Source organism: Streptomyces sp. Act143 (assembly GCF_003143935.1).
Classification (GTDB): domain Bacteria; phylum Actinomycetota; class Actinomycetes; order Streptomycetales; family Streptomycetaceae; genus Streptomyces.
The window spans coordinates 4,386,326-4,411,510 of sequence record NZ_QFRX01000001.1 but is presented as its reverse complement, the minus strand read 5'-3'; the positions used below and the strand labels follow the sequence as shown (position 1 = coordinate 4,411,510).

Here is a 25,185-nt window from a genome sequence, read left to right as displayed (position 1 = left end):
GGAACGGATTTCCAAGCACCCCGATCGGGGTGCTAAGGTTTCACTCGTTGCAAGGGCCTGTGGCGCAGTCCGGTAGCGCACCTCGTTCGCATCGAGGGGGCCAGGGGTTCAAATCCCCTCAGGTCCACGCAGCATAGAGCCCCTGTCGGCGAAAGCCGACAGGGGCTCTTGCCATGCGTACACGAGGACCAGACGTCCGCCGTCCAGCGGTCCGGCCGTTACCGTCGACCGCCGGCAGGACCCCGTAGTGCCAGACCCGCCGGGATCACCGCCGCGGCGACGGCCAGCAGGGCGCAGGCCGCGGCTGTCGCGCCGAGTTCCGGCCAGGGGACGTGGATCGGGGACCGTACCGACTGCAGGCCGAGGGCGGCCCACATGCCGGCGAGGTTGACGGTGGTCACCAGCAGGCCCAGGATCGCGCCGACCGCGACCACCGTCAGGGACTCCAGGGTCACGAGACGGAGCACCTGGGCGTGCGTCGCTCCGGCCAGTCGCAGGGCCGTCAGTTCGCGGGCGCGGTCGGACGTCGCCATCAGGAGGGTGTTGGCGAGGGAGAGGGCCGTGTAGAGGAGCGCTATGCCCAGGACCAGGAAGTGACCGAGGCGCGTGGTCGCGTCGCCGGACATGAGGCCGGGCGTGGGGTGGGCGGCGGCCAGCCACGCGTCGCGGGTGAGCAGCGTCGCCCCGGGGGCCGCCGAGCGCAGGGCCGCCCGGACCGACGTCGCGTCGGCGCCCTCCTTCACCCTCACCTCCACCCGGTCCACCACCGCCCCGGGCGCGTTGGCCGGGGTGACGTAGACCCCGTTGTCGCCCGTCCCGACCGGCATCACCGCGGCGATGCGCAGGGATCTGCGGGTGCCGTCGCCGAGCCAGACGGTGACGCGTGCGCCGACCTCGTGCCGTGCCCACTCCTCGTTGACGATGATCGAGCCGTCGGAGAGGTCACCGATCCGCCCGGCGGTCAGCGGGAGGGCGGTGGTCGTGGTCAGCAGCTTCGGATCGGCCGCCCGCGCCTCGGACTTGACCAGGGCCACGCCCTCCTCCAGGACGTACACCTCGCTCGACGCGGTCGGTGAGACCTCGGCGCCCGGGACCGTGCGCAGACGGTCCAGAGTGCGGGCCTCCAGGCCGGTTTCCGATGTCATCACGAAGTCGGCGTGTGTCCGTTCCCGGGCCTCCGCGGCGCGCGCGTCGTCGAGGGTCGCCGTCGCGCCCAGCAGCGAGCCCGTCAGGGCCACCGTGACCAGGACGGGGGCGGCGAGGGCGGCTGTGCGGCGTGCGGCGGTCGTGGTGGTGGCGCGGACCAGCATGCCGCGCGGGGTGAGGAGCCGGATCAGGGGGCGGATCAGGAGGGGTGACAGAAGAGCCGTCGCCGTGATCAGGAGCAGCGGGCGGCTGGTGTACGTCTTGCGGTGCAGCAGGTCGCCCGGGTCCGTCAGCAGCGCGAGTGCGAGGGTGACCGCCGCCGTCAGCAACAGGGCCGCCCCGCACAGGAGTCGGGCCCGCGTCAGGGGCCGCTCGTCTGCCGCGGCCTCGCGCAGGGCCTGGGTCGGGGCGGTGCGGCCAGCCCGCCAGGAGGCGGCCGTCGCGCCGCTCACCGCCACCAGCAGGCCCGTCCAGAACGCCGTCTGGTACGGCCACACGTGGTCGCCGATCGTGAACCAGGCCGGTGCGATGCCACCCTCCACCACCCGCTCCGCCAGCCATGGGGCGGCGTACGCCCCCAGTGCGCAGCCCGCCGCCGACGCTACGACACCCACCAGCAGCGCCTCCGCCAGCACCGTGCGGCGGACCTGGCCCGGTGTCGCGCCCGCGGTGCGCAGCAGGCCGAACTCCCTGCGGCGCTGCACCACCGCGAACGCGAAGGTGGACGCCACGACGAACACCGACACGAAGCCGGTCACGCCGCCGGCCGTGCCGAAGAGGGCGTTGAGCGTCGTCAGGGCCTCGGCGTCCCGGTCGGGGTCCGCGTCGGCGAGCCGCCGTTCGGAGCCGACCAGGACCCGGGCCCCCGCCCCGGAGGAGACCGTCCCGGAGAAGACGGCCCCGGAGGAGACCGTGCTTGATGAGGCCACCACCCGGCGTACCGCCTGCGGGGGCGCCTCGACCACTAGTTGTGTGCTGACCGGGGCCAACTCCGTGGCGCGCGCGTCGGTGTAGAAGAGCGCGTTCTCGAAGACGGGGGCGCGCACCGCGCCGTTCGCGCCCTTCGTCTGGACCACACGCGCCGTCCCCACGACCCGCACCGTGCCGTGCGCCGTGCGCACACGCTCTCCCACGGCCATGCCGTCGCCCGTGGCCACCACTTCGTCCGCGGCCCGGGGCGGACGGCCTGCCGTCAGGCGGTACGGGGCGAAGGCCGCGGTCGGCCAAGGGTGGCCGATCAGTCCGTCGCCCGCGCCCCCTTTCCCGCCCGCTCCCGCGCCCGCTCCCGCGCCCCCTTTCGCTCCCGCTCCCGCGCCCTCGCGTGCGTCGCCGTCGCCTACGGCGAAGGTGCGGTCCTGGGTGACCTTGCCGAGCTTGCGCAGCGCGGCCACCGTCTTCGGCGGTACCGGGCGGGGGTGAGCCAGGGTCTGGGTACGGTCGCCGATCGGGGTGGGTACGCGCAGTGTGGTCTCGCCCTGCACCACGGCCGGGGCCGCGGCGAAACGCTCCGGTTCACGCTCGGGGGCGTGGAGGGAGGAGGCGAGCGTCAGGCCCATCACCGTGAGCAGGGCGACGCCCAGGGACAGGGCGACGAAGCTGCCGGTGAAGGTGGTCCAGCGGGAGCGCAGGGTGCGCACGGCGAGGGTCAGCACGGGGCCGCCTCCAGCGTGGTCATTCGGGTGGCCACGTCGGCCGCCGACGGCCCCGTCAGCTCCCCGTGCACACGGCCGTCGACCAGGAAGACGACACGATCGGCGCAGGACGCGGCCACCGGGTCGTGCGTGACCATGACGATCGTGCGGTCCTCCGCGTCGACCAGCTCGCGCAGCAGGGACAGCACCTCGTGGCCCGTGCGCGTGTCCAGGGCGCCGGTAGGTTCGTCGGCGAAGAGCACCTCGGGGCGGGTGATCAGGGCACGGGCCAGGGCCACCCGCTGCTGCTGGCCGCCGGAGAGCCGATCGGGGCGGTGCCGGGCGCGGTCGCCGAGCCCGACCCGTCGCAGCGCCTCACGCGCGCGTGCCTTCGACACGCGCCGGCCGGCCAACCGCAGCGGCAGGACGACGTTCTGCTCGGCGGTCAGGGAAGGCAGGAGGTTGTACGACTGGAAGACGAAGCCGACGCGCTCCCGGCGCAGCAGGGTCAGGCGCCGCTCGCTCAGCCCGGTCAGCTCCGTGTCCCCGATGCGTACCGAACCCGAGGTCGGCCGGTCCAGGCCGGCCGCGCACTGCAACAGCGTCGACTTGCCCGAGCCGGACGGCCCCATGACCGCGGTGAAGGTGCCCCTGGGGAAGGTGAGCGAGACGTCGTCCAGTGCTCTCACCCCGCCCGCACCGTCGCCGTATCGCCTGTTGACGGACGTCAGTCGGATCGTCATCTGCCCTCATCGAGTGTGGAAGAGAAACCGTGGGAGGGCTCCACGAAACCGTGCGGCCGTGCCGCGGGGCAGTGCGGCAGAACTGAGACTTGGGGTAGGGCCAGGCATACCCCCGGCTCTCCGCCTGGACGGATTCCGCCCGCCCCGCCCGGCTCCTACCGTGATCTCCATGACGGTGTGGCAGGCGCTCGGCGGGCGCGGATATCTGAGGTCGGCGTGGCCGTGGCGGTCGGTCGCGTTCCTGGTCGGCGGAGCGCTGTTCGGGGCGGTCGTGCTGGTCGGGATCGTCGCCGGGGCCGTCGTGGGGGCGGCGACGGCCGTCGTCCTCGTCGGGCTGCCATTGCTCGTGCTCACCGCGCTGTCCGGGATTCCGGTGACCGCGGTGGAGCGGTGGCGGGTGCGGGCGGCCGGGGTGGGGGACGTGCCCGCGGGGCGCCATCGGGTGCCGGACGCGCCGGGGCTCGCGCGCTGGCTCGCCGTACGGCTCAAGGAGCGGGAGACCTGGCGGGAGTTGGCGTACGCCCTGCTGCTGGCGCTCGTGCTGTGGCCGCTGGACGCGCTCGTCGTCACCTTCGCGGCCGGCGTGCCGCTGTTCCTGATCGCGACGCCGCTGCTGGTCGCCGCCGACGGTGAGGCGAAGGTGGTCAAGCTGTGGACGGTCGACACCTGGCCGGCCGCGACCGGGGCCGCGCTGGCCGGGGGCGTGTTGCTCCTGGCGGGGGCGTACGTGCTGGGTGCGGCCGCCGGGGCGCGCGCGGAGGTGGCGAAGGCGCTCCTTGGGGCGCGTGTGGAAGACAGTGCGCGGGTGGCTGAACTCGTGCGCTCGCGCGTGCGGCTGGTGGACGCCTTCGAGGCGGAAAGGCGCCGGATCGAGCGCGATCTGCACGACGGCGCACAACAACGGCTTGTCGCCCTCACCATGCGCCTCGGCCTCGCCCGTCTGGACGTCCCGCCGGGCCCCCTCGCCGACCAGCTCGCCACGGCCCACGGCGAGGCCGAGAAGGCCCTCGCGGAACTGCGTGAACTCATCCACGGCATCCACCCCAAGGTCCTCGCCGACTACGGTCTCGAAGCCGCCGTCGCCGACGCGGCCGACCGCAGCGCGATCCCGGTCGACGTCCGCCTCGACCTGCCCCGGCGGCTGCCGCAACCCGTCGAGTCCGCCGCGTACTTCGTCGTCTGCGAGGCCCTCGCCAACGTCGCCAAGCACAGCGGGGCGAGCGGGGCCGTCGTCAGCGGCGGTCACGCCAAGGAGCGGTTGACGCTCGAGATCCGGGACGACGGGCGCGGGGGCGCGGACAGCGCCGGCGGCACCGGGCTGACCGGTCTCGCCGACCGGGTGTCAGTGCTCGATGGCATGCTCTTCCTGTCCAGCCCGCCGGGCGGACCGACCCTGCTGCGAGTGGAGATCCCTTGCCGGCCGACCGAGACCTGCGGATAGTCCTCGCCGAGGACAGCGTGCTGCTGCGCGACGGACTCGTCGGTCTGCTCACCCGGTTCGGGCACGAGGTGGTGGCCGCCGTCGGTGACGCGGACGCCCTCCTCGCCGCCGTCGCCGAGCACGCACCCGACGTGGTCGTGACGGACGTCCGCATGCCGCCCGGCTTCCAGGAGGAAGGGCTGCACGCGGCGGTGAAACTGCGCCAGGAGCGGCCCGGACTGCCGGTGCTGGTCCTCAGCCAGTACGTGCAGCGGGCGTACGCCGCCGAGCTCCTCGACTCCGGGGACGGCACCGGGGTCGGCTATCTCCTCAAGGACCGGGTGGGGCAGGTCGAGGAGTTCGTGGACGCGCTGCGACGAGTGGCGGCCGGGGGCACGGTCGTGGACCCCGAGGTCGTACGGCAGCTGCTGCGCCGCCGGCGCGATCCGCTCGCCCGGCTCAGCCCGCGCGAGCGGGAGGTGCTGGCGCTCATGGCCGAGGGCAGGTCCAACGGCGCCATAGCCAAGGCGCTGGTGGTGTCCGAGGCGGCCGTCGGCAAGCACATCGGCTCGATCCTCACCAAGCTCGACCTGCCGCCTGCCGAGGACACGCACCGGCGGGTGCTGGCGGTGCTGGCCTACCTCAGAGGCTGAGCTTCACCGGAACGCCGGAACGCCGCGCTGAGCTTCACCGGAACGCCGGAACGCCGGAACGCCGGAACGCCGTAACGCCGTAACGCCGTAACGACGCGCTTGGAGACGCGCCTCAATGCCCCGCACGCCCCGCACGCCCCGCACGCCCCCCACGCCCCCACGCCCCCCACGCCCCCACGCCCGCACGCCCGCACGCCCGCACGCTCAGAGCGCCTTCGCGTAGCAGCGGCTCGACTCGTAGTGGCGGTAGTACCCGAACTTCTCGCACGGCTCGTACCCACTGGAGGCGTACAGCGCGATGGCCTCCGGCTGCTTGATCCCCGTCTCCAGCACCATGCGGACCCGGCCCGCCGCCCGCGCGTCCTCCTCCAGCGCGGCGAGGATGCGCCGGGCGAGACCGTTGCCCCGCGCCTGCTCTATGACGTACATCCGCTTCAGCTCGGCATCCCCGTCGCGGTACCCCTCGTCATTGGCGTCCTGCGTGCGCCAGCCGCCCGTGGCGACCGGGCTGCCGAACTCGTCGTACGCGATGAGGTAGACGCCGTTCGGCGGCTCGAAGTCGGACGGGGCCAGGGGAGTGGCATCGCCGTCGTCGCCGTAGCGGACGGCGTACTCGGCCTGGACCTGGTCATTGAGCTTGATGGCGTCGGGGTGGTCGAAGGAGACGCGACGGATGACATGCATGTCGGAAACGGTAAGCCAAGGTGGTCCAGAACAGGACTCGGTCCAAGGTGCGGGTAGGGTGCCCTGGTGCTCACAGTGACCAGTGCGAATGTGAACGGACTCCGCGCCGCCGCGAAGAAGGGCTTCGTGGAGTGGCTCGCCGGCACCTCCGCCGACGTGCTCTGCCTGCAGGAGGTGCGCGCCGAGCCGCAGCAGCTGCCCGAGGAGGTCCGCGCGCCCGAGGGCTGGCACGTCGTGCACGCGCCCGCGGCCGCCAAGGGGCGCGCCGGTGTCTCCCTCTACACCCGCCGCGAGCCCGACCGCGTTCAGGTCGGCTTCGGGTCGAGCGAGTTCGACACCAGCGGGCGGTACGTCGAGGTCGACCTGCCCGGTGTGACGGTCGCCTCCCTGTACCTCCCCTCCGGGGAGGTCGGCACCGAGCGTCAGGACGAGAAGGTCCGCTTCATGGGCGAGTTCCTGGCGTACCTCAAGGGCCTGCGCGAGCGTGCCGCCGCCGACGGCCGCGAGGTCGTCGTCTGCGGCGACTGGAACATCGCCCACCAGCCGGCCGACCTGAAGAACTGGCGCGCCAACCAGAAGAGCTCCGGCTTCCTGCCGGAGGAGCGGGAGTGGCTGACGCGGGTCCTGGACGCGGGGGACGGCGGGTACGTCGACGTGGTGCGGGCGCTGCACCCCGAGGTCGAGGGGCCGTACTCGTGGTGGTCGTACCGGGGGCGGGCCTTCGACAACGACACGGGTTGGCGCATCGACTACCACGTCTCGACTCCCGGCCTGGCCGCTAAGGCGGTCAAGGGGTTCGTGGAGCGGGCGGCCACGCATGCCGAGCGCTGGTCGGACCATGCGCCGGTGACCGTGGTCTACGACCTCTAGAACGGAACGGGCCCCGCCGGGGCCCGAACCCCCTGGCTGATCACGACATCACACAGGCCCTAGGACTCCGGCCCCCGGCCGCCGCTCTGCTTGCGCAACCGCCGGTCCAGTGCCAGCGACAGCTCCGCCTCCACCACGCTCCGCGCGAGCGGGCGCAGGCGTTCCAGGTCGTTCTCCGTGGCGTGGCGGAGGACCAGGTCGGTGAACATCTCCGCCAGTTCGTCGACGTGGTCGCGGACGCGTTTGCCGGCGGCCAGGACCTCCGCGAGGGGGATGCCCTCCGCGACCAGGGCGGAGGAGACGTCGAGCAGGCGGCGGCTGATGTGGACGATCTCGCCGCCGTCGGTGCCGAGGTAGCCGAGGTCGAGGGCGGCGGCGAGGTTCTCGGGGGTGACCTGGCCCTCGAAGCGGGCGGCGAGTTCCTCCGGGGTGAGGTGGACCGGTTCCTCCTCCGAGGGCGGGTCCACACCCAGCAGGTCCGCCACGTCGCGGCCGTGGTCCAGGGCCTCGGCGAGTTCCGCGATGCCGGTGAGGGTGTGGCCGCGTTCCAGGAGGGCCGCGATCGTGCGCAGGCGGGCCAGGTGGTGGTCGTCGTACCAGGCGATACGGCCCTCGCGGCGGGGCGGCGGAATCAGTTTGCGCTCGCGGTAGAAGCGCAGGGTGCGCACCGTGATGCCGGCCAGTCCGGCCAGCTCTTCCATGCGGTACTCGCGTCGTCCGTCAGCCCCTGTCACGCCCGCAGCCTATGTTGTACCGCCGGTAACTTTCCTTCCCTCACCCCCTACCCATCGGTACGGAGCTGCTCTACCCTCCCATTGCGCCAGTGTTCACTGGCGGAGTCCGAAAGGCGTGGAGGCTTCGGCATGACCGAACACGAGGGCGAGCACGAGGGCGGGCACGAGCACGAGGGCGGGCGCGAACATGTGCGGGTGGCGGTGATCGGGTCCGGGTTCGGCGGACTCGGGGCCGCCGTACGGCTGCGGCGGGAGGGTGTCACCGACTTCGTCGTGCTGGAACGGGCGAGCAGCGTCGGCGGCACCTGGCGGGACAACAGCTACCCCGGATGCGCCTGCGACGTGCCCTCCCATCTCTATTCGTTCTCCTTCGCACCCAACCCCGACTGGCCGCGCACCTTCTCCGGGCAGGAGCACATCCGGGCCTATCTGGAGCACGTCGCCGACGTCTTCCACCTGCGGCCGCACATCCGCCTCGACTCCGAAGTGCTGCGGATGACCTGGGACGCGGAGCGGCTCTGCTGGGACATCGAGATCAGCGGCGGCGGACGGCTCCGCGCCGACGTCGTCGTCTCCGCCACCGGGCCGCTGTCCGACCCCAAGATCCCCGAGATCCCCGGGCTCGACTCCTTCCCGGGCAAGGTCTTCCACTCCGCCCGCTGGGACCACGACTACGACCTGCGCGGCAAGCGTGTCGCCATGGTCGGGACCGGGGCCTCCGCGATCCAGATCGTGCCCGCCATCCAGCCGCAGGTCGACCGGCTCACCCTCTTCCAGCGCACCCCGCCCTGGGTCATGCCCCGCATGGACCGCGCCATCACCGGCGCCGAACGCGCCCTGCACCGGGCGCTGCCGTTCACCGGGCAGGCCCGGCGCGGACTGCTCTGGGGCATCAGGGAGCTGCAGGTCTCCGCGTTCACCAAGCACCCCGACCAGCTCGGGTTCGTCGAGCAGTTGGCGAAGCGGAACATGGGGCGCGCCATCAAGGACCCGGCCCTGCGCGCCAAGCTCACCCCCGACTACCGCATCGGCTGCAAGCGCATCCTGCTGAGCAGCGAGTACTACCCGGCGCTCGCCCGGCCCAACGTGGATGTCGTCGCCAGCGGTCTGCAGGCCGTGCGCGGCTCCACCCTCGTCGCCGCCGACGGCACCGAGACCGAGGTGGACGCCATCGTCTTCGGCACCGGCTTCCACGTCACCGACATGCCCATCGCCGAGCGGGTCGTGGGCGCGGAGGGCAGGACCCTCGCCGAGGTGTGGAAGGGCGGCATGGAGGCCCTGCGCGGCGCCTCCGCCACCGGGTTCCCGAACTGGATGACCATCATCGGCCCCAACACCGGGCTCGGGAACTCCTCGATGATCCTGATGATCGAGTCCCAGCTCAACTACATGGCCGACTTCGTACGGCAGTTGGACGTCCTCGGCGGACGCGCCGCCCTCGACGCCCGGCCGAGCGCCGTGGGCGCCTGGAACCGGCGGGTGCAGGAGCGGATGAAGCGCACGGTGTGGAACACCGGCGGCTGCACCAGCTGGTACCTCGACGCGAACGGCCGCAACACCACCATCTGGCCCGGGACGACGAGCGAGTTCCGGCGGGCGACGCGGCGCGTGGACATCACGGAGTACGAGGTGATCCGCGCCCCGAAGGCGGCCGAGGAGCGGGCCGCGGCGCAGGCCGGGGCGGCGGAACAGGCCGCGCAGGCCGCGCAGGCCGCGAAGGCCGGGAAGCGCAAGGAAGACGAGAAGGACGAGGTGTCCGCGTGAGCCGGCTGATGTCCGTCGTGTCCGGGCCCTACGCCCCGCCCGCCCCCGCCCGTGAACTGACCGCCGTCTCCGCCGACGGGGCCCGTCTCCACGTCGAGGTCCACGGCCCCGAGGGTGCCCCCGCCGTCGTCCTCGCCCATGGCTGGACCTGCTCGACCGCCTTCTGGGCGGCGCAGATCCGGGACCTCGCCGTCGACCACCGGGTCGTCGCCTACGACCAGCGCGGCCACGGACGCAGTCCGGCGAGCCCGGCGTGCAGTGCGGACGCGCTCGCCGACGACCTGGAAGCCGTGCTGGCGGCGACCCTCGCACCGGGGGAGAAGGCCGTGATCGCCGGGCACTCCATGGGCGGGATGACGGTGATGGCCGCCGCGGCGCGGCCCGGCTTCCGGGAGCACGCGGTCGCCGTCCTGCTGTGCAGCACGGGGGCGTCGCAGCTGGTCGCCGAGTCCACCGTCCTGCCCCTGCGCCCCGGGCGGCTGCGGACCTGGCTGACGAAGCAGGTGCTCGGGTCACGGGCGCCGCTCGGGCCGGTCACTCCGCTCGCCCGGCGGATTCTCAGGTACGCGACGATGGGGCCGGGTTCGGCCCCGCACATGGTGGAGGCGTGCGCGCGGATCGTGCACGCCTGCCCGCGCAAGGTACGGCACGCCTGGTCGCAGGTGCTCGACCTGCTCGATCTCGACCACGGTGTAAGGGAGTTGCGGGTGCCGACGGCCGTCGTCGTCGGGACCGCCGACCGGCTGACGCCACCGGTGCACGCGCGGACGCTGGCCGCCGCGCTGCCGGACTGCGTGGGCACCACCGAGCTGCCGGGGCTCGGGCACATGACGCCGGTCGAGGCGCCGGAGCTGGTCAGCGGGCGCATCCGGGAACTGGTGACGACGTATGTGACGGTCGAGGAGAAGACCGCGGAGAAGGTGGAGGAGGGCGCATGAGCCGGGTGGGACTCGAAGGACAGGTCGCCGTCGTCACGGGCGCCGCGCGCGGTGTCGGGGAGCTGCTGGCGCGGAAGCTGTCGGCGCGCGGGGTGAAGGTGGCGCTGGTCGGCCTGGAGCCCGACGCCCTCAAGCAGGTCTCCGAGCGGCTGCACAGTGACAGCGGCCACTGGCACGCCGACGTCACGGACCACGAGGCGATGGCGCGGGTCGCGGCGGAGGTCAAGGAGCGGTTCGGGAAGGTCGACATCGTCGTCGCCAACGCCGGTGTGGCCACCGGCGGACCCTTCGTGGAGTCCGACCCGGAGGCGTGGCGGCGGGTCATCGAGGTCAACCTCATCGGGTCGGCCGTGACCGCGCGCGCCTTCCTGCCGGTGCTGACGGAGAGCCGGGGGTACCTGCTGCAGATCGCCTCGCTGGCGGCCATCACCCCGGCGCCGATGATGACCGCGTACTGCGCGTCCAAGTCGGGCGTGGAGGCGTACGCGCACAGCCTGCGGGCCGAGGTCGGGTACAAGGGCGTGCGGGTCGGGGTCGGGTATCTGTCGTGGACCGACACGGACATGGTGCGCGGGGCCGATCAGGACGACGTCATGCGGGAGTTGCGGCAGCGGCTGCCGTGGCCGTCCAACAAGACGTATCCGCTGGGTCCGGCGGTCGACCGGATCGTGGCCGGCATCGAGCGGCGCTCCAGCCACGTCTACGGACAGTGGTGGCTGCGCGGCATGCAGGGCGTACGCGGCTGGCTGCCGGGCCTCATCGGGACGGTCGGGCAGCGGGAGGTGCGGCGGTTCGGGGACCGGTTGGAGGGCATGCGGGTCGGACTCGTCGGCGCAGGTGGGGCGGCTGATGAGGAGGCGCGCGCTACGCGCCGTAACTGATCGAAATGCGCACTGTGTCCGGTCGTGTGAATCTGGTCGAGGCCCCGGCTCGGGGCTCTTCCCCCACCCACTACGGGAGTGAACCCACATGGGTATGAAGGACCAGGACAAGTCCGAGCAGTGGCAGGAGCAGGCCAAGCAGAAGGCCCAGCAGGCCAGGGAGCAGGCCCAGCAGCGCGGCCAGCAGCGTGGTCAGCAGCGGGACGAGGAGATGGAGCGCCTCCAGCAGGAGGAGCACGACCGTCTCGACCAGGACTACGACGCGTAGTCGCTGCGCTCGGCTTCGGCCGTTGAACATGGGGTGCCCTGAGGTTGAGGGCGCCCCATGTTCGCGTTGCTGTTCTGAGGTGCGTTGCGCCGTCGGGGGTACTGCCGGGTGACGGCCGGTGGCGGCTGGGCGCGCAGTTTCCCGTGCCCAGCCTGCGGCGTTGCGGGCCCCGTGGCTCAGGACCTCGGCGGCAGTTTCGGTCTCGACCTGTCCGGTACGTCGCTGTGGTCCGGCGGGGCTGCCGGGGGCGTCGTCGTCAACAGGTCCACCGCCAGCCGCACCGCGTCGTCCAGCTGCGCGTGCCGTCCCTCCGCCCAGTCCAGCGGGGTGCGCAGGACCTCCAGGTCCGGGGTCACGCCCCGGTTCTCCACGCTCCAGCCGTACGCGTCGAACCACGCCGCGTTCATCGGCACCGTGATCACCGTGCCGTCGCCCAGTTGGTGCCGTCCGGTCATGCCGACGACGCCGCCCCAGGTGCGCTGGCCGACCACCGGGCCGAGCTTGAGCAGCTTGAAGGCGGCCGTGATCATGTCGCCGTCGGAGGAGGTCGCCTCGTCCGCGAGGGCGACCACCGGGCCGCGCGGGGCGTTGGAGGCGTACGACACCGGCTGGGCGTTCCTCGTCAGGTCCCAGCCGAGGATCGTGCGGGTCAGCTTCTCCACCACCAGTTCGCTGATGTGGCCGCCGGCGTTGCCGCGCACGTCCACGATCAGGGCGGGCCGGGAGACCTCCATGCGCAGGTCCCTGTTGAACTGGGCCCAGCCCGAGCCGCCCATGTCGGGGATGTGCAGATAGCCGCAGCGTCCGCCGCTCAACTCCCGTACCACCTCCCGGCGTTTGGCCACCCAGTCCTGGTAGCGCAGGGGGCGTTCGTCGAGGAGCGGGACCACGGCCACCCGGCGGGAGCGGCCCTCGCCCTCCGCCGGGGTGAACGTCAGCTCCACCGTCGTACCGCCCGCCCCGGCGAGCAGCGGGAAGGGGCCCGTGACCGGGTCCACCGGGCGGCCGTCGACGTGGGTGAGGACCGCGCCCTCGCGGATGCCGGTGCCGGCCAGCGGGGAGCGGGCCTTGGAGTCGGAGGAGTCTCCGGGGAGGATGCGCTTGACCATCCAGCCGTCGTCCCTGCGCACGAAGTTGGCGCCCAGCAGGCCCTGCCGGCGCTGGTAGTGGGGCGGGCCCTCGTTGCGGCGGGCGGCGGTGACGTAGGCGTGGGAGGTGCCGAGTTCGCCGAGGACCTCGCGGAGCAGGTCGGCGAACTCGTCCGGGGTGGCGACCCGTTCGACCAGCGGGCGGTACTGGTCGAGGACCGCGTCCCAGTCGATGCCGCACATCCCGGGGTCCCAGAAGTAGGCGCGGATGATCCGGCCCGCCTCCTCGTACGACTGCCGCCACTCGGCGCCCGGGTCGGCCTCGTGCAGGATGCGGCGGGCGTCGATCCAGACGGTGGAGTCGCTGTCGCCGGACTCGGTGGCGGGCACCGCGCGCAGGTCGCCCTCGTCGACGACCACCAGCCGCGTGCCGTCGCCGCTGACCGCGAACCAGTCGAGGTCGTCGACGAGTTCGGACTTCTTCGCCTTGGTGATGTTGAAGTACTCCAGGGTGGGGCGGCCGCTGGTGTCGTCCGGGTTGGCGAAGGTCTCGCCCAGGGCGCCCGAGATCGGCCAGCGCAGCCAGACGAGTCCGCCGCCCGCCACCGGGTGCAGCGCGGAGTACTTGGAGGCGCTGACCGGGAACGGGGTCACCCGGCTCTCCAGCCCCTCCACCTCGACCGTGACCGTGCTGCCGTCGCCGGGCTCGTCCTCCGCCGGGTCCAGGCCGCCGGCCGCCGGGCGCCCTTCCGGGTTCAGGGCGAAGGGGGAGGGGGTCGCGGAGGACAGCGGGACCAGGTAGGGGCGGCAGCCCAGCGGGAAGGAGAGGTCGCCGGTGTGGACGTCGTACACCGGGTCGAAGCCCCGCCAGGAGAGGAAGGCGAGGTAGCGGCCGTCCCTGGTGAAGACCGGGTTCTCGTCCTCGAAGCGGCCGTTGGTGACGTCGACGATCATCAGCCGGTCCGCGCCCCCCTTCGGGGCGATGCGGGCCATCTTGATCTGGCGCAGCGAGCGGCCGATGCCCGGGTGCGACCACGTCAGCCAGGCGCCGTCCGGGGAGAAGGCGAGGTCGCGGACCGGCCCGTTGACGGACCGGATCAGCTCGGTGACCTCGCCGCCCGAGTCCTCCGTCGCGTCGATGAGGAGGAGTCGGCCGTCGTGGGAGGCGATGGCCAGGCGCTCGCCCTGCGGGTCGGAGACCAGCTCCAGGACCCGGCCCAGTGCGCCGGAGGCCAGCCGCCGCGGGGCGCGGTCGCCGGTCGCGCGCGGCAGGTAGGCGATCTCGATCGCGTCCTCGCCCTCCGCGTCGGTGACGTAGGCGACCTGGCCGCCGGAGCCGAGCATCTCCGGGAGCCGGACCCGTACCCCCGGGGTGTCGGTGATGGTGCGGGCCGGGCCGTCGCGGTGGGTCAGCCAGTACAGGCTGCCGCGGACGACGACGGCACTCGCGCGGCCCGTCTCGTCGACCGAGACGCCGTCCACGTGCTGGGCGGCCGGGACCTGGTACGGGCGACGTCCCGCGCGCGGGCCGCTCAGCCGGACGTCGAGCCTGCGGGGCGTGGCGGCCGGGGACAGGTCGTCGACGATCCACAGGTCGCCCGCGCACTGGTACACCACCCGGGTGCCGTCGCTCGCCGCGTGCCGGGCGTAGAAGGCGTCGTGGTCGGTGTGGCGGCGCAGGTCGGTGCCGTCGTACGCACACGAGTAGAGGTTGCCGACGCCCTCGTGGTCGGAGAGGAAGGCGATCCGGCCGCCGACGAACATGGGCGAGTGCAGATGGCCGTCGAGGTCCTCCAGGAGGCGGTGGCCGTGCAGCCACAGGCGGCCGGTGGCGCCGCCGCGGTAGCGCTTCCAGGCGGCCGGTTCGTGCGGTGGGGTGCCGGTGAGCAGCAGCGTCCTGCGCTCGCCGTCGAGGTCGGCGACCTGGAGGTCGGAGACCGGGCCCCAGGGGAGCTTGCGGCCGGGGTTGCCGTCGGTGGGGACCTTGTAGGCCCATGTGAAGTAGGAGAAGGGCTCGCCGTGGGAGGCGACGGCGAGGATCTGGGCGTCGCGCTCGCCCTCGGCGGGGGTCCAGCCGCACACCTGGGTGTCCGGCGATCCCCAGTAGGTGAGCTGCCGGCCGGGGCCGCCTGCCACGTCCACCACATGGATCTCGGGGACGAGGCTGCGCCAGCTCGTGTACGCGATGCGGCGGCCGTCGGGGCAGAAGCGCGGGTGGCCCACCTTGGTGCGGTCGACGGTGAGCCGCCAGGCGCGGTCCGCTCCGTCCAGGGGGGCCAGCCACAGGTCGTCCTCGGCCACGAAGCACAACAGGTCACCGCTCAGATGCGGCAGGCGCAGATAGCTCACCTCCCCATGCTTTTCCGCGGGATGGACCGGAGCAACTTATGAAAAATCGGCCCACTCCCTGCGGAGCGTGACGCGCAACACGAACGAAACAGTTTCGTTTCGCTGCGGTGGTGCGCTACATTCGTCGTGTACTCACGTACGAAACCGTGTCGTTCGGCACCGGTAGCCGGAGTGGGAAGGGTGAGAAACATGACTGAGGTCGCGACGGCGCGTCGCAGTCGGATCACGCCCGAGCGCGAGGCCGAGTTGTACGGGGCCGTGCTCGACCTGCTCCGAGAAGTCGGCTACGACGCCCTCACCATGGACGCCGTGGCCGCCCGGACCCGGTCCAGCAAGGCGACGCTCTACCGCCAGTGGGGCGGCAAGGCCGAGCTGGTCGCGAAGGCCGTACGGCACAACAAGCCGGGCGGTATGGCGCTCGAAGGGATCGACACCGGGTCGCTCAAGGGTGACCTGCACGCCCTCACGCTGCGCTCGGACGACTGCGAGATGGAGCAGAACTCCGCGCTGATGCGGGGTCTGGCCATGGCGGTCCACAGCAACCCGGATCTGCTGAGGGCGTTCAAGGAACATCTCATCGAGCCGGAGATGGCGGAGTTCCGTCGTGTGGTGCAGCGGGCGATCGACCGGGGTGAGGTCCGTGCGGACAACCCGGCCATCGACTACATGATGCACATGATGCTCGGCGGGTTCGCCGCCCGCACGCTGCTCGACGAGAAGCCGCCCACGCAGGACTTCCTCATCTCGTACATCGACGCCGTGGTCCTCCCAGCCCTCGGCATCCGTTAACCCCCGCCCCTCTTTCGCTCCCCCCCTTTTTCCTCTTTCCTCCCCGCCCCCTCACCTGACGTCACCGCTCAAGTCGTCGGGACGGTCACCCCTGCCTCCCCGCCGGGCTGATCACCCCTGTCCCTGAACCACCCCACGACCTGACCGGGAGTACGCCCACGTGGCCACTTTCCTGTACAAACTCGGCCGGCTCGCCTTCCGGCGACGGCATTTCGTCGCCCTGATATGGGTCGCCCTGCTGACGCTCGCGGGCGTCGGCGCGGCCAGCGCGCCCGCCGCCGGCTCCTCGTCCTTCTCGATCCCCGGCACGGAGGCGCAGAAGGCCTTCGACCTGCTGGAACAGCGCTTCCCCGGGGCCAGCGCCGACGGCGCCACCGGACGCCTGGTCTTCAAGGCGCCCGCGGGCGAGAAGATGACCGACGCCGCCAACAAGGCGACCGTCGAGAAGACCGTGACGGCGCTGGGCGACGGCTCCGAGGTCGTCTCCGTCACCGACCCCTACCAGACCGACGCCGTGAGCAAGGACGGCACGGTCGCCTACATCTCGGTGTCGTACGACGCCCCCTCCATGGAGCTGAAGGACTCCACCCGGGACGCCCTGGAGGCCGCCGGGGACCAGGCCCGGGACTCGGGGCTGACCGTCGAGGTCGGCGGTGACGCGTTGCAGGCCGGCGCCGAACCGGGCGCGGTCGGTGAGGTCGTCGGTCTCGCCATCGCCGCCGTCGTGCTGGTCATCACCCTCGGCTCGCTGGTCGCGGCCGGGCTGCCGCTGCTGACGGCCATCATCGGCGTCGGGATCGGCGTCTCCACCATCACCGCCCTCGCCAAGACGCTCGACCTCGGCGACACCACCTCCACGCTCGCGCTGATGATCGGCCTCGCGGTCGGCATCGACTACGCCCTGTTCATCGTCTCCCGCTACCGCGGCGAGCTGGCCGAGGGCCGCGACCGCGAGGAAGCGGCGGGCCGGGCCACCGGTACCGCGGGCTCGGCAGTGGTCTTCGCCGGCCTCACCGTGGTCATCGCGCTGGCCGGACTGTCGGTGGTCGGCGTGCCGATGCTGAGCAAGATGGGCCTCGCCGCGGCGGGCACGGTCGTGATCGCCGTCCTCATCGCGCTGACCATGATCCCGGCGCTGCTCGGCTACGCCGGCAACAAGATCCGCCCGGCGGGCGAGAAGCGCAAGAAGTCCGCGGGCCGGGCCGCCGGGAACGCCGCGACGTCCGCGGGCCGGGCCGCCGGGAACGCCGCGACGTCCGCGGTCGAGGCCGCCGGGAAGCCCAACCTGGGCACCCGCTGGGCGAGCTTCGTCATCCGCCGCCCGGCCGCCGTGCTGCTGGTCGGCGTGATCGGCCTGGGCGCGGTCGCGCTGCCCGCCACCTCGCTGGAGCTGGGCCTGCCCGACGACGGCTCGCAGCCGACGTCCACCACCCAGCGCCGCGCCTACGACCTGCTCTCCGAGGGCTTCGGCCCCGGCTTCAACGGTCCGCTGATGGTCGTCGGCGACGCCCAGGACAGCGCCGACCCGCAGGCCGCGGCCACCGAGGTGACCGACCGGATCAAGGGCCTGGACGACGTCGTGACGGTGACGCCCGCGACGTTCAACAAGGCCGGGGACACCTTCACCATCACCGTGATCCCCGACTCCAAGCCCTCCTCGACCCAGACCGAGGACCTGGTGCACGCCATCCGGGACGCCGGCGCGGACGTCAGGGCCGGCACCGACACCGACGTCCTGGTCACCGGCACCACGGCCATGAACATCGACTTCTCGCAGAAGCTCACCGACGCGCTGATCCCGTACCTGGCGCTGGTGGTGGGACTGGCCTTCCTGCTGCTGATCGTGGTCTTCCGCTCGATCCTCGTCCCGCTGAAGGCGGCCCTCGGCTTCCTGCTCTCCGTGCTCGCCGCGCTCGGCGCCGTCGTCGCGGTCTTCCAGTGGGGCTGGCTGGGCGGTCTGATCGGCGTGGAGGAGACCGGCCCGATCATGTCGATGATGCCGATCTTCATGGTCGGCGTGGTCTTCGGCCTCGCGATGGACTACGAGGTCTTCCTCGTGACCCGGATGCGAGAGGCCTACGTCCACGGCGAGTCCCCGAGCCAGGCCGTGGTGACCGGGTTCAAGCACAGCGCCCGGGTCGTGGTCGCCGCCGCGGTGATCATGATGGCCGTCTTCGGCGGCTTCATCACCTCCAGCGAGTCCATGATCAAGATGATCGGCTTCGGCCTCGCCATCGCGGTCTTCTTCGACGCGTTCATCGTGCGCATGGCGATCGTCCCTGCGGTGCTCGCCCTGCTCGGCAAGAGGGCCTGGTGGCTGCCGAAGTGGCTGGACCGCGCCCTGCCGAACGTGGACGTCGAGGGCGAGGGCCTGCGCGCCCAGGACGCCCCGAAGGACGTCGATCCGGACGAGGAGCGGGAGCTGGTACGGGCCTGACGTACCGCCCCTGAACCCGGACCGAAGCCGCGGTGCAGCCCACTGCACCGCGGCTTCGGCTGTTCGCTCCCTCATGGCGTGACAGGCGGGACGGGAGTCTGGAGGAGCACCGGAAGTCCCTCCACCTGCAAAGGAGACTCCCGTGTCCACTTCCGTCGCCGCCGCCAGGCAGTTCGTCGCCGACCTGCCGCTGTGGTTCCTGTTCAGCGGCGCCGCCGCAGCGCTGTAGGTCACGACGGACGGGGTGAGGGGGATCATCTGCGCGGCGATGACGCGGCTGGCGTCGCTGGGGGCGGCGGACGGCATCGCCGCCGGGCAGCGCGGGAAGGCGGCGGGCGAGTCCGGGGTCGCGACCGGGGCCGCGACCGAGGCCGGGGCCGGGGCCGCGACCGAGGCCGGGATTGCAGCCGAGGCCGGGGCGACTGTCAGTGCCCGGGGCTAACGTGGCGGGCATGACCACACTTGCCGCACGACCCCGCACGGCCCTGCTCGTGATCGACGTCCAGAAGGGCGTCGTGGCCGAGGCGCACCAGCGCGACTCGGTCGTCGCCAACATCGCCGCGCTCGTCGACCGGGCGCGCGAGGAGGGTGCCCCGGTGGTCTGGGTCCAGCACTCCGACGAGCACCTGGTCAAGGGCAGCGACGCCTGGGAGTACGCGCCGGAGCTGATACGCCGGGACACCGAGGCCCTCGTCCACAAGAACTTCGGCGACTCCTTCGAGGGGACCGAGCTGGAGGGCGTCCTCGCCGAGGCCGGGGCGGGTCACCTGGTGGTGACCGGGGCGTCGACCGACGCCTGCATCCGCTCCACCATCCACGGCGCGTTCGTCCGCGGCTACGACGTCACGCTCGTCGCCGACGCCCACACCACGGACGACAACAGCAAGTGGGGCGCCCCGCCGCCGGACCAGGTCATCGCCCACACGAACCTGTACTGGCGGTTCCAGTCGGCACCGGGGCGCACGGCGGCGGTGACGGAGACGAAGGACGTGACGTTTCAGGCCCCGGCTTAACCTGTCGCCCGCGCGCTGCACGCACCGCTAGCGTGCCGTGCATGACGACGACCGACAGCCCGGCAGGCACCGCCGACTCCGGAGCCCACCCCCTGTTCGCCGAAGCCCTGCGGGAGAAGGGGCTGGACGAGCTGCACGCGCGCGTCCGCCGCTTCCCGGACGCCACCCGCACCGCCGCCGAGGCCGCCGCGGCCATCGGCTGCGAGCTCAGCCAGATCTGCAAGTCGCTGATCTTCGCGGCGGACGGCGTGCCGGTGCTGGTGCTCATGGACGGGGCCTCCCGGGTCGACGTCGAGCTGGTCAGCAAGGAGCTCGGCGTCGAGAAGGTGACGCGGGCCAAGGCGGACGTCGTACGGGAGACCACCGGGTACGCCATCGGAGGGGTACCGCCCTTCGGGCACCGCACCAAGACCCGGGTGCTCGCGGACCGTTCGCTGCTCGACCACGACGTCGTGTGGGCCGCCGCCGGGAATCCGCACGCCGTGTTCCCCATCGCGCCCGAGGAGCTCGTCGCGCAGGCCGGTGCCACTCTCGTGGACGTGCGCGAGCGCTCCTCGTGACGCCGGCCGTCACCGCGGCCGTGCTGCTCGCCGCGGTCACGCACGCCGGCTGGAACGCGATCGCGCACAAGATCACCGACAAGCTGGTCGGATTCACGCTGATCGCCGGCGGCGGGATGCTGATCGGGCTGGCCATGGTGCCGTTCGTGGCGATACCGGCGGCGGGGGCGTGGCCGTACCTCCTCGCCTCCGCCCTGATCCACGTCGTGTACTACGTGCTGCTGATGAGGTCCTTCCGGCTGGGGGACTTCGGGCAGGCGTACCCGATCGCCCGCGGCAGCGCGCCCCTGGTCGTCACGGTGCTCGCCGCGCTCTTCGCGCACGAGGTGCCCGACGGATGGGCCGCCGCCGGGATCGCGGTGTCCTGCGCGGGACTCACCGGCGTCGCGCTGTGGGGGCTGCGGGGCCATCGGCCCAACTGGGCGGCGATCGGAGCCGCGCTGGCGACCGGGCTGTCCATCGCCGCGTACACCGTCGTCGACGGGCTCGGGGTGCGGGCCTCCGGGTCGTCCCTCGGGTACATCGCCTGGCTGATGGCCCTGGAGGGCGTGTTCGTACCCGCGTACGCCCTCTACCGCTGGCGCGGGCAACTGGTCGCCACGCTCCGGCCGTTCGCGGCGGTCGGGCTGCTCGGGGCCGCGCTGTCCGTCGCCGCGTACGGGCTCGTGCTGTGGGCGCAGACCAAGGCCGAACTGGCGCCGATCGCCGCCCTGCGGGAGTCGTCGATCATCGTCGGTGCCGCCATCGGCGCGGTGTTCTTCAAGGAGCGGTTCGGGGCGCCGCGGATCGTGGCGGCCGGCTTGCTGGTGGCCGGGATCGGGCTCATGTTGCACGCCGGGTGACGGACCGCTCACTGGCTAGTCTGAGCCCCATGGGCGGCGTCTTCATCAACTACCGCAGGGGCGAGCACTCGGGCGTCGTCGACGACCTCGACGAGGAGCTCGCGCGGCACTTCGGCCGGGGCCAGGTGTTCCTGGACCGTCCGTCCCTGCTGCCGGGCCAGCGGTTCGCGGACGCGCTGGCGGAACGGGTCGGCGACTGCGACGCCCTGATCGCCGTCATCCACCCTGGGTGGGCCGACGTACGACACCCTTCCGGGGGGCGGGGGTCGGCGGAGCTGGATTCTCCGGGGGGCCGGCGGATGGAGGGCCTGGATTCCTCCGGGGGCCGGTGGCTGGGTGACCCGGATTCCTCGGGGGCCCGGCGGCTGGACGATCCGGAGGACTGGGTTCGGCGTGAGATCGAATGGGCGCTGGCGGGTGGGAAGTTCGTCCTGCCGGTGCTGCTCGACGGCGCCCGGATGCCCACCGCGGCGGAGCTGCCCGGCTCCCTCCGGGCGCTCGCCGGCCTCAACGCGCCCCGGCTGCGCGAGGCGCACTGGAGCGCCGACCTCGCCGTCGTGATCGCCGCGCTGGAAGACCGCGTCCGCCCGGACTGGCAGCCCGTCGAGGCTCCCGAGGAGCGCGGGGCGCGGTTGGGCGGGCGATGGCTCGGGGCGCTGACCGCCGTGGTGGCCGCCGCGGTCCTCGTCGGTGTCCCCCTGCTGCCCCAGGACGACGACTGGGTCGGCACCGACGTGCTGCCGTACACCCTGACCGCCGCCCTGATGTGCTGCCTGCTGCTGTGCGCGCCGCTGGTCGCGGTCGCCGCCGTGCGGGTCGGACGGCGGTCCGTCGACGACCTGGAGCGGGAGCTGCACGCGGTCCGGCACCGGACGTACATCCGCCGGACCTGGCCGATCGGGCTCGGGCTCGTGCTGGTCGGGGTCTACGGCGCGCTCCGCGGCGACCTCGGCATGGTGCAGGCCCTGGTCCTGCTGCTGGTCCTGAGCGTCGCCGTCGCCCGCGCGGCCGTCGCCGACCTCCGCCTCCGCCGGCGCGACGACGACCTGTGGGCCCGCTGGCCGCACCGGCTGCCCGACCGCGTGCACCGTGCCGTGCTGCGCCGCGCGGTCGCCCGGCTCCACCTGCGCCTCGACCGGATGACCGCCCCCCTCTCGCGCGAGCAGCGGGAGAAGGCGGACTGGGAGCTCGGCGACATCGCCGCGGCCGTGGACCGGGTGGCGGCCGAGGCGCGGCGGACGCGAACGGCCTGGCTGCGGCAGGACCATCCCTGGCAGTTCGCGGCCTACGTGGTGTGGCTGGCGCTGATCACCGCGCTGGCCGCCGCGTCGGGGCGCGCCTTCGCCGACGCGGGGGAGGGGACGGTCCGGCGGTATGTGACGCTGGCGGTGGTGGTCGTCGTCGGCGTGCTGCTCGCGCTCGGCACGCTGGAGATCGCCTACCGGTATCAGCGCCGGCAGCGGCGGGAGCTGGTGCGGCAGGTCGTCGTGTTCCGGGAGGCGCTGGCCGTGCGGGTGGCCGCGATGAGCCGTCCCGCACGCACCAAGCCGACGGCGCCCGCGCGCCGGCCGGAGGAGTACGCGGAACCCGAGTAGGGCGTCTTGCCGTTGCCGTTGCCGATACCGGTCCGGACGACTGGTCGCGGCCGCCCCTCCGGTAGCACTCTGGAAGGAGTTCTTCCGGAGGTGATCGACATGATGCACACCACTGTGGGATGGCACGTCGAGCTGGAGTTCATGGAGGACGAAGAGCACACGCGGGCGGTGGCGATGGTCCGGCTGCCCGACGGCAGCGAGGTACGGGCCCACGGCCAGGCCAGCCGCCACCACACCGACTCCCATCAGCCGCGGGTCGGCGAGGAGATCGCCGGGGCCCGCGCGCTCAACGAACTCGCCATGCAACTGCTGACCAAGGCGCACGGCGAGATCGACGCGGCGTCGGGGCGGACGTCCCACCCGATCCACGTCTGAGGCAGGAAGCCGGGAAGCCAGGCAAGCCAGGAAGCCGAAACCGCAGTAGGCCCGGAACGCAGGAAGCCAGGCAAGCCAGGAAGCCGAAACCGCAGTAGGCCCGGAACGCAGGAAGCCAGGAAGCCCGGAATCCCGGAAGCCAAAAAACCAGGAAGCTAGGACAAGGCCGCCCGGACCGCCCGCACCAGCGCCTGCGCCCGCGGGTCCGCCGTGACCGTCTTGCGCAGGCCGTTGGTCACATAGCCGAAGGCGATGCCGGACTCGGGGTCGGCGAAGCCGAGGGAGCCGCCGCGGCCGGGGTGGCCGAAGGAACCCGGGCCGAGGAACGGCGACGCACTGCCGTGCAGCATGTAGCCGAGGCCGAAACGGGTGTTGACCACCAGGACGCGGTCCGGCCCCGACGACTCCTCCGCGCGGGCGCGCTCCACCGTGGCCGGGGCCAGCAGCCGCACGCCGTCCACCTCGCCGATCGTCGCCGCGTAGAAACGGGCCAGTCCGTCGGCCGTGGCGATGCCGTTGGTCGCGGGCAGGGCGCTCGCCCGGTAGGCCGGGGCGTTCTGGTCCGGGAAGGGGGTGATCGCGGCGAAGGCACGGTTGGTGAGGGAGCCGGGGTCCCGGTAGGCGTCCGTGACGGAACGTTTCGGGCGCATCCGCAGCGCGGCGGCGGCCTCCGGTGCCTCGACACCGCCCACCTGTCCGACCCGGTGCGCTTCCGGTTCCGGGAGGCCGAGCCACAGGTCCGCCCCGAGCGGCCCGGCGATCTCCGCCGCGATCCACTCGCCGGTGCCGCTCCCGGTCACGCGCCGCACCAGTTCGTCCAGCAGCCAGCCGTACGTGAGCGCGTGGTACCCGTGGTCCGTGCCGGGCTCCCACACGGGCGCCTGCGCGGCGACGGCCTCCGGTCCCTTCAGCGGGTCCAGGGCCTCCTCGGGCGTGATCGGCCGGTCCAGGACGGGCAGCCCGGCCCGGTGGTTCAGCACGTGCCGGACCAGCACCCGCTCCTTGCCGTGGGCCTTGAACTCGGGCCAGTAATCGCCGACCGGCGCGTCCAGGTCCAGGCGTCCGCGCTCGGCCAGCATCAGGAGCACGGCGGCGGCGACACCCTTGGTCGCCGAGCGCACGATCTGGGCGGTGCCGCGCTGCCACGGTGCGGTGCCGTCGACGTCCTTCGTACCGGCCCACAGGTCGACGACCTTGCGGCCCTCCCGGTAGACGGCGACGGCCGCGCCGCGGTCCCCGAGCTGCTCGAAGTTACGGACGAACGCGTCCCTGACCGGCTCGAAGCCCTCGGCGACCGTTCCGTTCACGTCCACGGCCGTACTCCTCCTCGTGCTGCTCGGCAGGGGGGCCGGCCCCTGTCGGCTGTCGGCCCCCACCTCACCCAAGCAGGATCGTCACGTCGATGTTCCCGCGGGTCGCGTTGGAGTACGGGCACACCTGGTGGGCGGCGTCCACCAGCCGGGCCGCGACGTCCTGGTCGAGCACGGGGAGCGAGACGCTGAGGGCGACCGCCAGACCGTAGCCCTGGTGTGCGTTGGGGCCGATACCGACCTTCGCGGCGACCGTGGAACCGGTCAGGTCGAAGCCGGCACGGCGGCCCACCAGCACCAGCGCGTTGTGGAAGCAGGAGCTGAAGCCCGCCGCGAACAGCTGCTCCGGGTTGGTGCCGTTGCCGTCGCCGCCGAGTGCCGGAGGCATCGCGACCTTCAGCCCGATCCGGCCGTCCTGGCTGGTGACATAGCCGTCCCGGCCGCCGTGGGCGGTGGCCTCGGCGACGTACATGATCTTCGTCGGGCGGGTGTCGGTGTCCGTCCTGGTGTCACTCATGGCTGGCCCCCCAGAGAAAGAGTGTGCGCAAATACATCGTGCACAAGGTACCGGTCAGTAGGTCGACCCTGGGGGAGTAGGGGGTTGCGACCGGCGGTAACAGGAGGTCAGTAAGGGCGCTCGGCCGCCGCGTGCGCCCTGTCCGCGAGCTCCCACAACTCCTCGCGCAACCTCGCGACCCCCGCGGCGTCGAGCCCCGTCGCGGACAGGAGCGCGCCCGGCACGCGCGCCGCGCGCTCCCGCAGTTCCTCTCCGCGCCCGGTGCACGCGACGAGCACCGAGCGCTCGTCGTGGGCCGCGCGCTCCCGGCGCACCACCCCCGCGCTCTCCAGCCGCTTGAGCAACGGCGACACCGTGCCGTAGTCGAGCCGCAGCGCCGCCGCCAGCTCCTTGACCGTCGTCTCGCCCCGCTCCCAGAGCACGAGCAGCACCAGGTACTGCGGGTAGGTGAGGCCGAGCTCCTCCAGCAGCGGGCGGTATGCGGCCGTCACCGCGCGCTGGGCGGCGTACAGCGCGAAACAGAGCTGCTCGTCGAGGAGCAGTGAGCCGTCGGGCGCAGTGGAGTCCTCGTTCGTCAC

23 protein-coding genes and 1 tRNA gene are annotated in these 25,185 nt (G+C 72.7%); 16 read left to right on the top strand and 8 right to left on the bottom strand.

All coding sequences use genetic code 11. From position 1 onward, the window contains the following. The first annotated feature begins 53 nt into the window (after positions 1-53). A tRNA-Ala gene (locus DI272_RS19830) sits at positions 54-127 on the top strand. Positions 128-218: 91 nt separating this feature from the next. Here DI272_RS19830 and DI272_RS19825 read toward each other — a convergent pair. Both DI272_RS19825 and DI272_RS19820 read right to left on the bottom strand, forming a co-directional pair. Continuing rightward, positions 219-2,798, bottom strand: a complete 2,580-nt coding sequence (locus DI272_RS19825; RefSeq protein ID WP_109496657.1) for an FtsX-like permease family protein — start codon at positions 2,796-2,798, stop codon at positions 219-221. After that, positions 2,792-3,520, bottom strand: a complete 729-nt coding sequence (locus DI272_RS19820) for an ABC transporter ATP-binding protein (protein WP_109496656.1) — start codon at positions 3,518-3,520, stop codon at positions 2,792-2,794. Before DI272_RS19820 ends, DI272_RS19825 begins: the two co-directional genes overlap by 7 nt. 169 nt (positions 3,521-3,689) lie before the next feature. Here DI272_RS19820 and DI272_RS19815 point away from each other — a divergent pair, with 169 nt between their 5' ends. Continuing rightward, positions 3,690-4,961 (top strand): sensor domain-containing protein, encoded by a 1,272-nt coding sequence (locus DI272_RS19815; RefSeq protein WP_109500930.1) that lies wholly within the window; start codon positions 3,690-3,692, stop codon positions 4,959-4,961. Further along, complete coding sequence (locus DI272_RS19810; protein WP_181387251.1) at positions 4,934-5,593, top strand: response regulator transcription factor; 660 nt, start codon at positions 4,934-4,936, stop codon at positions 5,591-5,593. The genes DI272_RS19815 and DI272_RS19810 overlap by 28 nt, the downstream gene beginning before the upstream one ends. 204 nt (positions 5,594-5,797) lie before the next feature. Here the strand turns inward: DI272_RS19810 and DI272_RS19800 are convergent, their stop codons facing one another. Next, a complete protein-coding gene (locus DI272_RS19800; RefSeq protein WP_109496654.1) occupies positions 5,798-6,277 on the bottom strand; it encodes a GNAT family N-acetyltransferase in 480 nt (159 codons plus the stop codon). 66 nt (positions 6,278-6,343) lie between these two features. On the opposite strand from DI272_RS19800, the gene DI272_RS19795 reads away from it, so the two are divergent. Further along, complete coding sequence (locus tag DI272_RS19795) at positions 6,344-7,147, top strand: exodeoxyribonuclease III (RefSeq protein ID WP_109496653.1); 804 nt, start codon at positions 6,344-6,346, stop codon at positions 7,145-7,147. 59 nt (positions 7,148-7,206) lie between these two features. Here DI272_RS19795 and DI272_RS19790 read toward each other — a convergent pair whose 3' ends face one another. After that, positions 7,207-7,848, bottom strand: coding sequence for a MerR family transcriptional regulator (locus tag DI272_RS19790; protein WP_109496652.1), 642 nt, complete (start codon positions 7,846-7,848; stop codon positions 7,207-7,209). Positions 7,849-8,010: 162 nt separating this feature from the next. On the opposite strand from DI272_RS19790, the gene DI272_RS19785 reads away from it, so the two are divergent. From DI272_RS19785 to DI272_RS19770, 4 genes are all read left to right on the top strand, one after another. Further along, complete coding sequence (locus DI272_RS19785; RefSeq protein WP_258314609.1) at positions 8,011-9,645, top strand: NAD(P)/FAD-dependent oxidoreductase; 1,635 nt, start codon at positions 8,011-8,013, stop codon at positions 9,643-9,645. Continuing rightward, positions 9,642-10,583 carry an alpha/beta fold hydrolase gene (locus DI272_RS19780; protein ID WP_109496651.1) on the top strand — a complete coding sequence of 314 codons (942 nt, stop codon included), beginning with the start codon at positions 9,642-9,644 and terminating at the stop codon, positions 10,581-10,583. Before DI272_RS19785 ends, DI272_RS19780 begins: the two co-directional genes overlap by 4 nt. Then, positions 10,580-11,464: an SDR family oxidoreductase gene (locus DI272_RS19775; RefSeq protein ID WP_109496650.1), complete on the top strand. Its 885-nt coding sequence runs from the start codon at positions 10,580-10,582 to the stop codon at positions 11,462-11,464. The genes DI272_RS19780 and DI272_RS19775 overlap by 4 nt, the downstream gene beginning before the upstream one ends. Positions 11,465-11,552: 88 nt before the next feature. Next, positions 11,553-11,732, top strand: a complete 180-nt coding sequence (locus DI272_RS19770; protein ID WP_109496649.1) for a hypothetical protein — start codon at positions 11,553-11,555, stop codon at positions 11,730-11,732. A gap of 176 nt (positions 11,733-11,908) precedes the next feature. Here DI272_RS19770 and DI272_RS19765 read toward each other — a convergent pair whose 3' ends face one another. Continuing rightward, positions 11,909-15,169 carry a S41 family peptidase gene (locus DI272_RS19765; protein WP_109496648.1) on the bottom strand — a complete coding sequence of 1,087 codons (3,261 nt, stop codon included), beginning with the start codon at positions 15,167-15,169 and terminating at the stop codon, positions 11,909-11,911. A gap of 189 nt (positions 15,170-15,358) precedes the next feature. Here DI272_RS19765 and DI272_RS19760 point away from each other — a divergent pair, with 189 nt between their 5' ends. The 8 genes from DI272_RS19760 (at position 15,359) to DI272_RS19725 (ending at position 22,780) form a co-directional block, all read left to right on the top strand. Continuing rightward, complete coding sequence (locus tag DI272_RS19760) at positions 15,359-15,958, top strand: TetR/AcrR family transcriptional regulator (RefSeq protein WP_109496647.1); 600 nt, start codon at positions 15,359-15,361, stop codon at positions 15,956-15,958. A 160-nt stretch (positions 15,959-16,118) separates the two neighbouring features. Further along, positions 16,119-18,395, top strand: a complete 2,277-nt coding sequence (locus tag DI272_RS19755) for an MMPL family transporter (RefSeq protein ID WP_109496646.1) — start codon at positions 16,119-16,121, stop codon at positions 18,393-18,395. A 244-nt stretch (positions 18,396-18,639) separates the two neighbouring features. Continuing rightward, entirely contained in the window at positions 18,640-18,837 is a 198-nt protein-coding gene (locus DI272_RS19750) for a hypothetical protein (RefSeq protein ID WP_109496645.1), read from the top strand. 10 nt (positions 18,838-18,847) lie between these two features. Then, the gene (locus DI272_RS19745; protein ID WP_109500928.1) at positions 18,848-19,408 is read left to right on the top strand and encodes an isochorismatase family protein; all 561 of its coding nucleotides are present in this window, start codon (positions 18,848-18,850) and stop codon (positions 19,406-19,408) included. A 41-nt stretch (positions 19,409-19,449) separates the two neighbouring features. Next, positions 19,450-19,968, top strand: a complete 519-nt coding sequence (locus DI272_RS19740) for a YbaK/EbsC family protein (protein ID WP_109496644.1) — start codon at positions 19,450-19,452, stop codon at positions 19,966-19,968. After that, the gene (locus DI272_RS19735) at positions 19,965-20,810 is read left to right on the top strand and encodes an EamA family transporter (protein WP_109496643.1); all 846 of its coding nucleotides are present in this window, start codon (positions 19,965-19,967) and stop codon (positions 20,808-20,810) included. Before DI272_RS19740 ends, DI272_RS19735 begins: the two co-directional genes overlap by 4 nt. Positions 20,811-20,839: 29 nt before the next feature. Then, positions 20,840-22,405, top strand: coding sequence for a TIR domain-containing protein (locus DI272_RS44205; protein WP_146238366.1), 1,566 nt, complete (start codon positions 20,840-20,842; stop codon positions 22,403-22,405). 99 nt (positions 22,406-22,504) lie between these two features. Then, entirely contained in the window at positions 22,505-22,780 is a 276-nt protein-coding gene (locus tag DI272_RS19725) for a DUF1876 domain-containing protein (protein WP_109500927.1), read from the top strand. A 155-nt stretch (positions 22,781-22,935) separates the two neighbouring features. On the opposite strand, the gene DI272_RS19720 is transcribed toward DI272_RS19725, so the two are convergent. The 3 genes from DI272_RS19720 to DI272_RS19710 form a co-directional block, all read right to left on the bottom strand. Next, positions 22,936-24,093 (bottom strand): serine hydrolase domain-containing protein, encoded by a 1,158-nt coding sequence (locus tag DI272_RS19720; RefSeq protein ID WP_109496642.1) that lies wholly within the window; start codon positions 24,091-24,093, stop codon positions 22,936-22,938. A 64-nt stretch (positions 24,094-24,157) separates the two neighbouring features. Continuing rightward, a complete protein-coding gene (locus DI272_RS19715; RefSeq protein WP_109496641.1) occupies positions 24,158-24,607 on the bottom strand; it encodes an organic hydroperoxide resistance protein in 450 nt (149 codons plus the stop codon). A gap of 107 nt (positions 24,608-24,714) precedes the next feature. Next, positions 24,715-25,185 (bottom strand): MarR family winged helix-turn-helix transcriptional regulator, encoded by a 471-nt coding sequence (locus tag DI272_RS19710; RefSeq protein WP_109496640.1) that lies wholly within the window; start codon positions 25,183-25,185, stop codon positions 24,715-24,717.